This is a genomic window from Deinococcus aquaticus (assembly GCF_028622095.1).
Taxonomy (GTDB): Bacteria; Deinococcota; Deinococci; order Deinococcales; family Deinococcaceae; genus Deinococcus; species Deinococcus aquaticus.
The window spans coordinates 682,643-696,711 of the sequence record NZ_CP115165.1 but is presented as its reverse complement, the minus strand read 5'-3'; the positions used below and the strand labels follow the sequence as shown (position 1 = coordinate 696,711).

General features: G+C 54.4%; 15 protein-coding genes and 1 tRNA gene. 13 read left to right on the top strand and 3 right to left on the bottom strand.

Going from position 1 to position 14,069, the window contains the following annotated elements:
* Positions 1–15 precede the first annotated feature (15 nt).
* The gene (locus M8445_RS03405) at positions 16–777 is read left to right on the top strand and encodes a nucleoside-diphosphate sugar epimerase/dehydratase (protein ID WP_273989692.1); all 762 of its coding nucleotides are present in this window, start codon (positions 16–18) and stop codon (positions 775–777) included.
* Between the two features lie 11 nt (positions 778–788).
* On the opposite strand, the gene M8445_RS03400 is transcribed toward M8445_RS03405, so the two are convergent.
* A complete protein-coding gene (locus tag M8445_RS03400) occupies positions 789–1,901 on the bottom strand; it encodes a transposase (RefSeq protein ID WP_273987271.1) in 1,113 nt (370 codons plus the stop codon).
* Between the two features lie 54 nt (positions 1,902–1,955).
* Here M8445_RS03400 and M8445_RS03395 point away from each other — a divergent pair, with 54 nt between their 5' ends.
* From M8445_RS03395 to M8445_RS03340, 12 genes are all read left to right on the top strand, one after another.
* Positions 1,956–2,576 (top strand): sugar transferase, encoded by a 621-nt coding sequence (locus tag M8445_RS03395; protein ID WP_273989690.1) that lies wholly within the window; start codon positions 1,956–1,958, stop codon positions 2,574–2,576.
* Entirely contained in the window at positions 2,576–3,832 is a 1,257-nt protein-coding gene (locus tag M8445_RS03390) for an oligosaccharide flippase family protein (protein ID WP_273989689.1), read from the top strand. The genes M8445_RS03395 and M8445_RS03390 overlap by 1 nt, the downstream gene beginning before the upstream one ends.
* Before the next feature lie 127 nt (positions 3,833–3,959).
* Positions 3,960–5,084, top strand: a complete 1,125-nt coding sequence (locus tag M8445_RS03385; RefSeq protein ID WP_273989687.1) for an O-antigen ligase family protein — start codon at positions 3,960–3,962, stop codon at positions 5,082–5,084.
* A complete protein-coding gene (locus M8445_RS03380; protein ID WP_273989686.1) occupies positions 5,081–6,106 on the top strand; it encodes a glycosyltransferase family 2 protein in 1,026 nt (341 codons plus the stop codon). Before M8445_RS03385 ends, M8445_RS03380 begins: the two co-directional genes overlap by 4 nt.
* 8 nt (positions 6,107–6,114) lie before the next feature.
* Positions 6,115–6,978: a glycosyltransferase gene (locus tag M8445_RS03375; RefSeq protein WP_273989684.1), complete on the top strand. Its 864-nt coding sequence runs from the start codon at positions 6,115–6,117 to the stop codon at positions 6,976–6,978.
* Complete coding sequence (locus M8445_RS03370; RefSeq protein ID WP_273989683.1) at positions 6,975–7,670, top strand: glycosyltransferase; 696 nt, start codon at positions 6,975–6,977, stop codon at positions 7,668–7,670. The genes M8445_RS03375 and M8445_RS03370 overlap by 4 nt, the downstream gene beginning before the upstream one ends.
* Positions 7,667–8,578 (top strand): glycosyltransferase family 2 protein, encoded by a 912-nt coding sequence (locus M8445_RS03365; protein WP_273989681.1) that lies wholly within the window; start codon positions 7,667–7,669, stop codon positions 8,576–8,578. Before M8445_RS03370 ends, M8445_RS03365 begins: the two co-directional genes overlap by 4 nt.
* 3 nt (positions 8,579–8,581) lie before the next feature.
* Entirely contained in the window at positions 8,582–9,619 is a 1,038-nt protein-coding gene (gene rfbB, locus M8445_RS03360) for a dTDP-glucose 4,6-dehydratase (RefSeq protein ID WP_273989679.1), read from the top strand.
* Positions 9,616–10,515, top strand: a complete 900-nt coding sequence (gene rfbA, locus M8445_RS03355; RefSeq protein WP_273989677.1) for a glucose-1-phosphate thymidylyltransferase RfbA — start codon at positions 9,616–9,618, stop codon at positions 10,513–10,515. Before rfbB ends, rfbA begins: the two co-directional genes overlap by 4 nt.
* Positions 10,508–11,056, top strand: coding sequence for a dTDP-4-dehydrorhamnose 3,5-epimerase family protein (locus tag M8445_RS03350; protein ID WP_273989676.1), 549 nt, complete (start codon positions 10,508–10,510; stop codon positions 11,054–11,056). The genes rfbA and M8445_RS03350 overlap by 8 nt, the downstream gene beginning before the upstream one ends.
* Positions 11,053–11,784: an SDR family oxidoreductase gene (locus M8445_RS03345; RefSeq protein ID WP_273989673.1), complete on the top strand. Its 732-nt coding sequence runs from the start codon at positions 11,053–11,055 to the stop codon at positions 11,782–11,784. Before M8445_RS03350 ends, M8445_RS03345 begins: the two co-directional genes overlap by 4 nt.
* Positions 11,771–12,679: a hypothetical protein gene (locus M8445_RS03340; RefSeq protein ID WP_273989672.1), complete on the top strand. Its 909-nt coding sequence runs from the start codon at positions 11,771–11,773 to the stop codon at positions 12,677–12,679. The genes M8445_RS03345 and M8445_RS03340 overlap by 14 nt, the downstream gene beginning before the upstream one ends.
* Here M8445_RS03340 and M8445_RS03335 read toward each other — a convergent pair.
* Both M8445_RS03335 and M8445_RS03330 read right to left on the bottom strand, forming a co-directional pair.
* Positions 12,630–13,802, bottom strand: a complete 1,173-nt coding sequence (locus M8445_RS03335) for an O-antigen ligase family protein (protein WP_273989669.1) — start codon at positions 13,800–13,802, stop codon at positions 12,630–12,632. The two genes, M8445_RS03340 and M8445_RS03335, sit on opposite strands and share 50 nt — an antisense overlap.
* A gap of 137 nt (positions 13,803–13,939) precedes the next feature.
* Positions 13,940–14,014 (bottom strand) — tRNA-Glu (locus tag M8445_RS03330).
* Between the last annotated feature and the right edge of the window lie 55 nt (positions 14,015–14,069).

The window sequence follows — 14,069 nt, the reverse complement described above, 5'->3', positions numbered from 1 at the left end:
GGCACCCTGACCAGCGTGCCACAGGCTAGTGCGCTGATCACAGGTGACCTGCTTGCCCTGACTGCCTCCTACCTGATCAGTCTGCCGCTGCTTTCCGTACTTGGTGTGCAAGGCATTAACCTGCACAGCCTGCTTGTCTGGGGAGGCGTCTGGCTCCTCTGGCGCGCCTACCAGGGTCTGTACCCCGGCTACGGCCGCTCCCCCCAGACCGAACTCCGGCTTCACGTGACCGGCACGATTCAACTCGTTGCCGTGCAATTGGCCGCCGCGTTCGCCGTGCAACCCTTCGCGCCTAGCGTGCCCGGCGTCCTTCTGTACTGGATGCTGGCCCTCATCACCTCGCTGTTCACGCGCTACGCTGTCCGTTCCATCCTGATTCGACTGAGCCGTTACGGGCGGCCCATCAGTATCATCGGTGCAGGACAGACCGCTCAGCTGGCCATCAGCCACCTGAAAACCCATCCGTCCTACGGCCTGAACCCGGTTGCCGCCTACGACGACAACCCAGCTCTGCACGGTACCGATATTCTCGGGGTGCCCGTTCTGGGCACCCTGGACCTTGCCCTGACCGACCCACGCACCGAACAGGCCCTGATCTCCATGCCCGGCGCCCGCGCCGAACTGCAGCAGCGGATCGTGAACGCCACGTACGCCGTCTTCCCGCATACCTGGGTTATCCCGGACCTGTTCGGCGTTCCCAACCAGGCCCTGCAACCCCACAATATCGGCAGCGTCGCCAGTCTTGAAGTCCGGAATAACCTGCGCAGCGTTCACTGACATCTTGCAGTTTAGGGGGCGGGAGCAGAAAGTGCGTCCTGGAAGGCATCAAGCTCGGCGAGTTCCAGTTGAAGCGCTCTACGACGCACTTCTGGGATAAACGAGAACCGAACGGTTCTCGCTAACGCTCCCCAATCTGGCCATGTTCCCGGTGGTCTGGGCGGCACATCCTGATCCGCCAAGTGGCAGAGCAGATACGCCAGCCCTGAGAGACACCACCACCGCATCACACCTGTTTTGCTGTGCTGCGCGAACCGCTCCAGGCCGAACCGCCCCTTGATGGTCTTGAAGAAGCCCTCGATCCGCCAGCGGCGTTTCCCGACTCTGGCCAGGTACTTGCCGCCCAGGTTGATGTTCGACATGACGAAGCGCTGCTCTGGCTCTTTGTTCCGGTATAGCCATGCCCACGAGACGTACATGGTGGGTTTCAGACCCTGGAGTTGTGCCTTGTACCCGCGGGTCATCAGCTCGTGAATGGGTGTCCCATTCGCGAGTGTTCTGTTGCGCCGGACACCAATCACGATGTCTATTTCTCTTTCCAGGACGGCCTCAATGAACTCCGCACTTTCGAAGCCCCCGTCTGCATGCAGACGGGGGCGGCGCTTCCCCTGAAGCATGACGGGTGGAACAGTGCGGAGCAGTTTGAGGGCTAACGCGGCGGGTGAGGACGTGCCTTTTCCACGCCAGATCTGAAAGGCCCAGGGGAGCTTCAGGTCTCCACAGCAGATGTACAGGACGACCAGGTGAACGCCGTTCACGGCGTTCAGGACGTGCATCCAGTCGGAGAGTCCGGGGAACTTTCCTGCCTTTTCGAGGCTGGTCAGGTCGACCAGGAATTCGACCCGGGGACGCTGGTGTGGAGCATGTTTCCAGGTGTCATTGAAGAGCTGGAGTGCAGCCTGGCGCATGAAGCGGCAGAGTGTCCGGAGATCCCAGATCGTGTGGTTGAGGAATCGACTGATCGCGGAGGGCGATTTGACGGTTGCGCGAGTGGGCAGGGGACGACCGGAACCGTCGAGGAGGAGGTCCAGGAAGACCTGAAAGGAATCGCGATGTTGTTTGCGCGAAAAGCAGGTGAGGATGTCAGAATAGAGCCGTCTGGCACGTGCATTCTTTGGGTTCACACCTCATTCTGAGGCCAAAGCGCCGTGCCAGACGTCCTTTTCTAAAACTGCAACATGTCAGTTCAGTCACGGTTCATCAAGCGCACCATCGACCTGCTCGGCGCTGGCCTGGGCGGTCTGCTGATCCTTCCGATCCTGCTGCTGATTGCCCTAGCTATCAAACTCGACAGTCCCGGCCCTGCCGTGTACCGCGCCCGCCGCCTGGGCCGCAACGGCGAACCGTTCGACTGCTTCAAATTCCGCAGCATGCACCGCGATGCTGAAGCCAAACTAAACAGCGTTCTCGACAGCAACCCCGCCCTGAAAGCCGAATTCGAAGCCACACACAAGCTCAAGGACGACCCCCGCGTGACCCGCGTCGGCGCGTTCCTGCGCAAGACCAGTCTTGACGAATTCCCGCAGCTCGCCAACGTCCTCTTAGGCACCATGAGCCTTGTCGGGCCCCGACCCATCGTGCAGGGCGAAGTTCCCAAGTACGGCGATATCTACGCCGTCTACAAACAGGTCCGCCCCGGGATGACCGGCTACTGGCAGGCCAACGGCCGCAGCGACACTAGTTACGACGAACGGGTGGGCATGGACAACTTCTACGTTACGAATTGGACCCCATGGCTGGATATGGTCGTACTGATTCAGACGATCCGAGTTGTGTTCGCTGGAAAAGGCGCGTATTAGTGCAAGATGCACGAATAGCTAAATACCGTAGATTGCTAATAATTTACGGCTCCTTCTTTATAAGGAGTTTTGCATTTTTTCTAATAACCCCGATATTCACTGAGAACATATCTTCTTTTGAATGGGGTAGGGTGCTAGCGACTCAGGCACTGGGTTCTTGGATTATAATCCTGCTCGACTTTGGATTTACACTTTCCCTGAGTAGGAAGATCGCTATTTCCGGCGATGATGTGGCATCTATAAATAGTAGCGTATCCGCTGCGTTTAGTGCCAAGCTCATCCTACTTATTCCTGCCGCCCTTATTTGTTTAGCTGCAAGTCAGTTTGGAATACTTAAAAGCGAATATAATCTCATCGTATGGGGATTAATATGGGCGATCTCTCAGGGGCTGAGTCCTCTGTGGTACTATCAGGCAACTGAGAATCTCGAAAAATACTCCCTGATTGATATTGCGGTGAAGCTTTTATATATGATAATAGCCGTTCTGCTGTTTAGCAGATATCCATATGGATATCTGATTCTCTCTGTACAGGCTGTTCTAAATTTTATGGGAAACTACCTGATGATTAAGTGGATGATTAACAAAATAGGCCCGCTGAACTTATCGATTTCGGGGGGCTTTGACGCGCTTAGACAAAGCTTTCATTTAGCGAATTTTTCCCTGATTACAAGTGTGTACACGACCGCAAGCGTATACATTTTTAGTCTTCTTTCGCCCGCTCTCGCCGTAGCTTTGTACGGTAATGCTGATAGATTACTGCGCACTGCTATTAGTTTGTTAGGCCCGATTAATCAGATTTTTCTACCAAGATCATCCAGGGCCTTTAAAAATAGCGGAAAGGAAGGGATAAAGAATTTAAAACATATGTTAAAGGTATACGCTTTCCTGGGGATGGCGCTTTTTATGATTATATGGATACTTTCGCCTTATATCATTCGAATTATATTTGGGGAAAAATACCTTGAAAGCTCTGAATACCTGCGAATAATGCTTATTATCCTGCCGATGACATGCATCAATACTGTAATAGTATATCATTTCCTGATTCCTAATCATCTGGATAGTTTGGTAACTAAGCTTTATTCCTACATAAGCGTGGCTACTCTGCTTTCAATTTTCCCACTTGTGAAGCTTTTTGACACATATGGTATGATATATGCCATGCTAATACCCGAGAGTATTGCAATGATTTTCTTCTCATTTTATATATTTAGATGGATTAATAGTGGAAGATGGGCGGTAAAAAATGATTAAGGCGGGAAAGCCTGTGTCTTTTGCCAGTATAATCAAAAGCTTAGCCGCTATTTTCTTATTTTCTGTTATATCCTTGCCTACAGGGATTATACTTGGTGTTAATTTCAAGGTTATACTGTCGATTATTATGCTTGCTGCAATATTAATTTATTTAATATCGATCAGGAAGATTGAGATTGGCTTGGTAGTATTTTCCGTTTTTAGTATAGCATTTATATGTTTTCTGATTCTAATGACATTAAATGGGACTATATTTAATGGTAACAATTTCGCATTTAGGGAATTATCAGATTTCATATCCGCCTTTTATGTTATTTTTGTCCTCTTTGTAGTGTATAAACTCAATCTGCTGAAGATGAATGAGTTGATCCGAATTTCTATCGTGGCAGCCATTGCTTACTCTGCTGTAAAAGTTTTGGTGTTTTTTGCTATTTTCTTCGGCTATATTGATTACAGAGCGGTCATCTCAATCATGGAAAATTCTCTGGGTCTTATTCCAATTATAGACAACTATGGAAATGGGATTATTAGAATCCAGATCGCAAACGATTCAATATTGCCATACATATTATTTTTCTACCTCATTGGGCATAAAAAATTAAAATCAATAAATGTAATAGCAGTAATATTATTGGTAGGTTTCGCTATAGCCGTGTCCTTTGCCAGATATTATTGGTTTGCCGGTCTGTTTTGCGTTATAACTCCGCTCTTATTCACCGCTATAACTGAGCGGCGAGGCGCCAAAAATACCATATCATCCTTGATTGCTGCGATTGTTTTTTTAGGTTTGGTTGGATATATTTCGGAGGACAAAATTGTAAAGAATGTCCTCAGCGAAAGAATATCCGGTAACGGAACGGTGGTATCAGACAGAATTAGAGTAGAGCAAATATACTATCTTCAGGAAGAGTTTGACAAAAAGCCGCTCTTTGGAAACGGGATGGGCGGAAATATCAAAACTTACCGCAGATCAGAGTATATTCCCTATGCTTACGAAGTGCAGTGGTTAGGGTATCTGATGAAATTTGGAATCATTGGGAATTTTGCCTTGATTATTTTCGTTTTGAGCGTGATTAGTATAGACTTCAGGAAATTGATCTCGGTTTTTATAGCATTGGCATACATCGTTTGGCTGATGTCCGGAATGTTTAATCCAAATCTGGTTTCCAGTGCTGGAGGAGCAATCTTTGGAATGTTCCTTGTGGCGTTTGAATCTATAAAGAACAGACACAGAATAGGAGGAGCGTCTTGAAGGATGCAGTAAAGGATATTGATTACGATTCGGTGGTCGTAATTATGGCAACATACAATGCAAAGCCCTATATTGTCGAGCAAATCGACTCTATTCTTTGCCAGATAGGAAACAGCAGGCTTGTCATACATGATGATGGATCTACTGATGGCACCGATAAGATTCTGCTTGAATACTCAAAGGCTGATCATAGAGTCGAAATAATACAGTCTCCGCCTACGGGAGGAGCTAAAGAGAATTTTTGCTATCTAATGGGACAAGTAGATTGCGAATATCTGTTTTTCGCTGATCAGGATGATATATGGCAACCTAACAAATTCTCTGTAATAATGAATGAGATCAGAAAGTCTGAATCCCAATACGGGAAAGATATGCCTATTTTAGTCCATACTGATGCAATCCTGATCGATGGGACGGGGAATTTAATCTCTGATTCGATGTGGAAATACCAAAAAATGAGCAAAAAGTGGAGCCAGAGGCTGGGACTGCTGATGACTCAGAACATTGTGACTGGATGCACAATGGCCATTAACCAGAGTTTAATGAAGCTTGTTGCAACAATACCAGATGGAGCTGAAATGCACGATAGCTGGATTGCGTTGGTATGCTGTAAATACGGTAAGATAATTAGCCTTGAAGAGCCTCTGACAAGATACAGGCAGCACTCTAAGAATGTGGTCGGAACCCAGAAAAACTCTGCGTATTATTATGCTGACAGGGTGCAAAAAATGATTAAAGACTACAGCTTGAAGGGGAGAGCATACAACGAAGACAGCAGGAAGAGATATATTCAGGCAAAAGAGTTCTGCGATGTCTATTCTTTGAATGGCGACACGAAAGTCTCGTCGTTTTATATGATGTCTGACATGTCTTACATACCTAGGATCTTTACCATACTTAAATACGGGTATTTTAGATCTGACGTGATAAGCAATCTATCCTGGATCCTGCAGCCAAGAATTCTGGCCGCTCCATTTCTTTTCTTGATTAACTCAAAAAATGCAAAGCATGGAAGAAAATGAGAAGAGAAATGATTACTTCTGTAATGGTAAGCTATAATCCAGACTCAGAGATAACGGGGAATATAACCTCGATATCAAGCCAGTGCCTTGAATTGATAATAGTCGACAATGGATCTTCTGAAAAATGGTGGGAAAAGTTACAAATTCCTCCAAGGGTAAAAATAATCGCGTTGGACTATAATTATGGCATAGCTCACGCTACCAACATAGGTATTGTAAATTCGTGCGTAGATTCAAAGTGGTTCGCTCTGTTCGATCAGGATACCTCAATAGATAATGGATACTTTGAGATGATGCTGGAGAACATCGAAAAATCAGGCGATCTGGATACTTCCCGTGTGGGCTTGATCGCCCCGTCTTTTGGTGGATTAAAAATCAGTTCCAGCTATGAAATTGGTGCCGTAAAAGAAATAAAAACAGCGATAGCATCCGGAAGCATGATAAAGAGATCTGCGCTTAAGAATACTGGTCTCATGGATGACCTGTTATTTATCGACTATGTGGACAATGATTTTTGCTTTAGGCTGATGAGTGAGGGGTATCTGGTGGTGGAAGCTGAGGGTATCCGACTCTCACACAGCCTGGGGAAAATGTCCCCCCATAGAATTGGTAAGTGGCAGTTTCATACGAGCAACCATAGCCCGCTGAGAAAGTATTATGTATTCAGGAACAGGATCTATATATATCGAAACTATATCTATAGGTATCCTGTGTGGGTGTTTAGGGATTTCTTCCGAAATATTACTGAGATTTTGAAAATAGCCATGTGGGAAGAAGATAAAAGCGAAAAATTCTATTTTATACGTAGGGGTATATCTGATGGTTTGGCGGGTAGGTTTGGCAAATACAATTCAAAGCCGGGCAGTAAATGATTAGCGTCTGTATTGCTATGTACAATGGTGATAGATTTCTGAGAGACCAGATTTCTTCAATCCTGCTTGACTTAGAAAAGGATGACGAGATAATAGTCATTGATGACTGCTCATCTGACTCCTCGCTGAAAATATTAGATAGTTTTCAAGACGATAGAATAAAAATATACGGCAATGATAGAAACATTGGAGTAATAAAATCATTTGAGAAAGCAATTAAATTAAGTACCGGCCATTTCATTTTCTTGTGCGATCAAGACGACATATGGATAAAGGGAAAAAGAGAGAAGATGCTTGACGGTCTCCGTTACCATCAGCTGGTTGTCTGTAATGCAGATATAATAGACCAGAACGGACACCCAACGGGAGATGGATTTTTTAAAATTAGAAACAGTGGCAGTGGATTTGTAAAGAACTTAATAAAAAACACATATATAGGATGCTGTATGGCCTTCAGATCTGAGCTGAAGGAAATGATTATGCCTTTTCCGGACAAAATACCCATGCATGATCAGTGGATTGGTTTGATGTCTGAAACTAAGTCTCCTAGTCTTTTCATAGAGGATCGACTTGTGGGGTATAGAAGGCATAGTGGAAACGTGACATCTATGAAGAGGGGAAGTTGGGCGTCAGTGTCGCTGAAAAGAATTAACATTCTTTTGGCTATTCTTCATAGGAAGATAAGCAAATGAGGGTAAAAATCGTGATACCTCAATTCATGGGTATAGAGCTTCTGAAGGATCTCAATTTCGGGGATGCTGATGCGGAGGCTATTGTAATTGACTCAGAGAAATCGACATTGATCAAAAACCTGTGTGACGAGAGAAATTGGGTTTATATTCCAATCAGCCAAACTGATTTTAGTCACGGTGGAACTCGTAATCTTGGTGCGCAACTGGCGTCGGAGCGGGGTTCTGAGATTCTGGTGTTCATGACGCAGGATGCGGTGCCGGCCGGGCCGGATTGGTTGGATCATCTGGTGGCGCCGATCCGGTCGGGCGAGGCGGTGGCGACTTTCGCGCGGCAGTTGCCCAGGCCCAGGGCGTCGGTGCTGGAGGAGTTCTCACGGTATTTCAACTACCCGGCGCAGGGTCGTCTGCGCACCCGTGCCGACATTCCCGAGATGGGTGTGAAGGCGTTCTTCTTCTCGAACGTCTGTTCTGCGGTCCGGGCGGATGTGTTCTGGGAATTGGGTGGCTTCCCGGATGACGTGATCATGAACGAGGACATGTTGATGGCCGCGAAGGTCCTGCGGGCAGGGTATGCGATCAAATACGAGGCCGAGGCCGAGGTGGTGCACTCGCATGATTACTCGTTGAAGCAGCAGTTCCGCCGGAACTTCGATGTCGGGGCGTTCTTTGCGGATGCGGGCGGGATGCTGGAGGGTGCGGCTGTGGGTGGCGAGGGCTTCCGGTTCGTGCGTGAGCAGTTGCGGTACGTGCTGCGCAGGGGACGGCCGGACCTGCTGCCGCTGGTCGTGCTGGAGGCCGGCGCGAAGTTCTCAGCGTTTCAGCTGGGGAAGCGGCACCGGTTTCTTCCACTGTTCGTTAAGAAACGTATGAGCATGCACAGTTATCATTGGGATCAGAAAAAGGAGTGACGTATGCGTGAAATCAAGAGTTTGCTGGTGACGGGTGGTTGCGGGTTTATCGGGAGTAATTTCGTGCGGTACTGGCTGGAGCAGCACCCGGAGAGCCGTGTGGTGGTGTACGACAAACTGACGTACGCGGGCCGTAAGGAGAACCTGCATGACCTGTGGGACACGGCGAACGTGTCACTGGTCGTAGGGGATATCGGGGATCAGGATCTGGTGCGCCGCACCTGCCAGGACGAGGCCATCGATCTGATCGTGAACTTCGCGGCCGAGACGCACGTGGATCAGAGCATCCTGGGGCCGCTGGTGTTCACGGACACGAACGTGCGCGGCACACACGTCCTGCTGGAAGTGGCGCGTGAACTTGGGATCCGCCTGCATCACATCAGCACGGACGAGGTGTACGGCCACATCAAGGACAACCACCAGAGCGTGGAGACGGACGAGCTCGCCCCGCGCAGCCCGTACGCGGCCAGCAAGGCGGCCGCCGATCAACTGGTGCAGGCATACGCGATCACGTACGGCATTCCCGTGACGATCACGCGAGGCGCGAACAACGTCGGGCCGTACCAGTACCCGGAGAAGGCCGTGCCGCTGTTCAGTACGAACGCCATTCTGGGCGAGCCGCTGCCCGTGTACGGTGACGGCCTGCAGATGCGGGATTACGCGCACGTGTACGACCACTGCACTGGCATCGAGGCCGTGCTGCTGAGGGGCGAGATCGGTGAGGTGTACAACGTCGGCACCGGGCGCGAGATGACGAACCTGGAGATGGTGGACATCGTTCTTGATACCCTCGGGAAGGATCACGGCCTCGTGAAGCACGTGACGGATCGTCCCGGCCATGACCGCCGGTACTCCATGAACGTGGACAAGCTGCGCACCCTGGGCTGGGAGCCGAAGTACGACCCCAAACAGGCGGTCGCGGAGGCTGCTCGCTGGTACGTGGACAACCGCTGGTGGTGGGAACCAATCCGTAGCGGCGAGTTCCGCGAGTACTACGACCGGCAGTACGCCGAGCGTCTCGCGGGAACCGAGTCGAAGTGACGGCGTTCACCACGTCCCGCCGGGGCATCATCCTGGCGGGTGGGTCCGGCACGCGCCTGTACCCAGCGACCATCGCGGTCAGCAAGCAACTGTTGCCCATCTACGATAAGCCGATGATCTACTACCCGCTGACCACCCTGATGTTGGGCGGCATGCAGGACATCCTGATCATCAGCACTCCCGAGGACACCCCCCGCTTCAGGCAGCTGCTCGGCGACGGATCGCAGTGGGGTATTCGTCTGGAGTACGCGGTGCAGCCCAAACCCGATGGGCTGGCGCAGGCGTTCCTGATCGGTGAGGACTTCATTGCCGGCCACCCCAGCGCCCTCGTGCTGGGTGACAACATCTTCTACGGAAACGACCTGTCGGACCTGATGCAGGACGCCAACAGCCGCACCGAGGGCGCCACCGTGTTCGCGTACCAGGTGAGCGACCCGGAACGCTACGGCGTCGTGGATTTTGATGACAGCGGGAAGGCGCTCTCTATCGAGGAGAAGCCAGCCGAACCGAAATCCGACTACGCGGTCACCGGGCTGTACTTCTATGACGAGCGCGTGGTCGACATTGCCCGCAGCATCAAGCCTTCGCTGCGCGGGGAACTGGAAATCACGGACGTGAACAGCACCTACCTGAATGAGGGTCTGCTGGACGTGCAACTCATGCGCCGTGGCTTTGCGTGGTTGGACACCGGCACGCACGAGAGCATGCTGGAAGCCAGTCTGTTCGTGCAGGCCATCGAGCACCGTCAGGGCCTGAAGATCGCCTCGCCCGAGGAGATCGCGTGGCGCAACGGCTGGATCAGCACAGAGATGCTGCTGGAGCAGGCGCAGAAACTCGCCAAGAACGGGTACGGGAAGTACCTGCTGAAACTGAGCAAGGAGAAACGCCATGCCTGAACACACCATCAAACTCGCGCCCGAGTACGCGCAGGAACTGAAATTCGAAACCTACCCGGCCGCCCCACAGATAGACGGCGTGTGGTTTCACGCGCTGAAGAAGAACCGCAGCGAGAACGGCGCGTTCATGGAGTACGTCCGCTTGGACGAACAGGGCGTGCAGAGCCTGCCGGGCCAGCTGACGCCCCGACAGATCAGCGTGTCGTGGGCCGCCCCGAAACGCATCAATGCCTTCCACATTCACGTGAAGCAGGAACAGAACGAGATCTGGTGCGTGCTGCAGGGCCAGCTGATGATCTGGCTGGTCGACTGCCGCGCCGGGAGCCCCACCCTGGGCGTGAAACGCAAACTGGTGTTCAGTGGCGAGCAACCCATGATGGTGCACATTCCCAGCGGCGTCGCGCACGGGTATCAGGCGGGCGAGCAGGGGGCGACCCTGCTGTACACCATGGACGCCCAGTTTGACATCACCGACCCCAACGAGGGCCGCCTGCCCTGGAATCATTTCGGTGACGACCTGTGGGCCGAGGACATGGGATGAAGATCCTCCTGACGGGCGGCGGCGGCCGACTGGGCACCGAACTGCGCGCCCTGCTGCCCGGTATCGTCGCCCCGGCTTCCGCCGAGATGAACATCACGGACGCCGCACAGGTACTGGACGTGGCACGCCGTGAACAGCCGGACCTGATCGTGCACGCCGCCGCGTACACCAACGTGGGCGGCGCCGAGAAGGACCGCGCTGCCTGCTGGAACGCCAACGTGGTCGGCACCCGCACCATGGCGGCCGCCGCGAATGCCGTGAACGCCAAACTGATCCACATCAGCACCGATTACGTGTTCAGCGGCGACACCGGTGGTTACCACGAGGACGACACGCCCGGCCCGGTCGTCAACTACTACTCGTTGACCAAACTGGTCGCCGAAGAGGCGGCCCGCGCCGCGGGTGATCACCTGATCATTCGCACCAGCTTCCGCCCCCGCGAGTTCGCGTACCCGGTCGCCTTCAGCGACGTTTACACCGGCCAGGACTACGTGGACGTGCTGGCCCCGCAGATCGCGCAGGCCATCACGCACGCCCATGAGATCCCGCACGACCTGCTGCACATCGTCACCGAGCGCAAGAGCGTTTTCGAACTGGCCCGCCGCCGCAAACCCGACGTGCAGGAAGGCACGCGCGCTCAGGCCGGCGTGACCCTGCCCGGCGACGTCAGCCTGAACACCGACCGCTGGCAGGTACTCGTGGCATCCTGGAGCGATGGCCGCGCCTGAACCCACCGTCACCACCGTCGACCTGAGAACAGACGTGCCGGCCGGGTGGATCCTGGCCGGCCTGTCTGAACCCAAGTTTGATGGGGTGAACTACTACCGGGTTCCGCAGGCGGACCGCAGCACCCTGACCTTCACGCTGGATGCTGCGCAGTTCGTAGAGCTGGAATACCAGTTGTACTCACCCGTGATGGCCGTGACCGCAACTGCCGTGCTGGACGGACAGCCACTGGGTCGCCGGACGTTCCCAGCGGGTAAATTCGAACTCCCAGAACGGACAGGCGCTTTTGTGAACCGGGGCGTGCATAAGCTCACGATGACGTACCTTTGTGATCACAAGCCTTGCACCGTTCCAGTGAGTCAGTATTGGACGCAAGTGCGTATGGTGCAACCTATGCCTGCAACGGCACGTCAGGGAGTGGGCCTGCACACCGAGCGACTGGTGCTGAATGCCCCAGGAACGCCGCTGACGGTTTCTGGAACAGGTCCTCTGCAATTTGATGGGGTGAACTTCCTGCGCCGCGTGACTGACCGAGACATACAGTTGGCCTGGCCCGAAGGGAAGCTGCTGAACGCCAGCCTGTACGTGTACGCCCCGCAGCCCTTCCGGGTCACCACGCGGGTGCAGGGGCAGGTGGTGGACGTGCAGCGGGGCAGCAAGTTGAAGGGGGTGTCTCCCGCCCTGTCACTGACCCGCTTCCCCGATGCACGCTCACTCACCGTGACCGTGGAGTGTCTGGGTTCGACCGTCACCCGGGGGTGCGCCTACGTGTACTTCCCGCAGGTGACCATGGATACGACTGCCCCTGTGACCGTCCCGGTGCTAGGGGGGGCGGCGCTGGCTGTCGTCATGGGCGTGGCTGCGCTGTGGCGTCTGCTCGCTCCGGTGCGGGCCTGAGCGTCACCCCGATCAGCACCCACCACAGTTCCGCGAAATGCTGACTGGGCAGCGCGATGACCACATCAACGACGTTCATGGCGGTGTAGCCGAACAGGACCGCCAGGGTCAGCGGGTCGCCCTGCCGGGTGGCGCGCCACAGGCCGTACCCCATGACGGTCAGCAGGCCGGCCGTGCCGATCACGCCGGTTTCCAGTAGCCAGTGCAGCCAGGCGTTGTGGGCGATCAGCCACACGCTGGACCAGCGGCTGAGGGTGTCGGGGCAACTGATCTCGTTGCGTTGCAGGGTCGGGGTGAGCTGGCAACCGTCCTTGAACAGGTACGTCAGGTACGGGCCGCCCTGGTACGGGCCGACCCCGCCGACTGGCGCGGTCTGCCAGCCCTGCACCGCGTCACGCCAGACGTACTCGCGGCCGCTGGTCTGGTCGTTCAGGAGGCGCTCGACGGGTTGCAGGGGAATGTCCAGGCGGGTGCTCAGGGTGGCAGTCAGCACAATGGCCACGGCGGGCAGCAGGACCCAGGGGCGCCTCCTGCCCTGCTGGAAGGCCAGAGCGGCCAGCGTGCCGGTGATCAGGGCAATGATGGGGCCGCGACTCCCGGCGGCCAGCAGGGTGGCCAGGGCGGCCGCCCCGGCTGGCCAGCGCCACCAGCCGCCGCCTTTCCAGTACAGGGTGATCCACAGGGCAATGACGGCCACCAGCCCCAGGGACACCACGTAGTAGTAGGGGTGCCCCAGGCGTTCCTGCACGCCCGCCCAGCCCTGCGTGTTCAGGGTGTAGGCCCAGGCGCTGGCGAAGATCAGGAGTTGCCCCCACAGCAGCGGGCGTAGGGCTGCGCTGCGCTGCAGGTACACGCCGGCTGCGACCATGGCGAGGATCAGGAGGGTACGTGCGGCAGCCAGCCCGACCGACAGCAGGGGGGCAGGGGTGAACAGCGCCGCGATCAGTTGCGTGGCCGCGAAGAAGAACAGCACGCGCCGCGCCGTGAGCGGCAGGGTACGCAGGTGACCCAGGCAGGCCAGCGCCGCGAAGTACAGAGGCGGGAAGACCGGTACCAGGGCGATCAGCCACCCCACCCAGCGGGGCCGGGCAGGATGCGGGAGGGGCTGGTGCTCAGGAGTCACGCGGGGCAGTATAGAACTCTGGGCCGCAGCGGCCTGTGCCGACTGACTGTCTGTGGCCCTGCAACCGGCCGCCGGGTACATGTAAACGGGCACATGTAAAGCAGCAGCGCCTCCGCGTGGGCGGAGGCGCTGCTGTTTGGTGACCCCAACGGGATTCGAACCCGTATCGCTACCTTGAAAGGGTAGTGTCCTAACCGTTAGACGATGGGGCCACACCACTTCAGTTGTCGTTGGCTTGCGCCTTCGCTTTCTGCCTTTCAAGGGGCG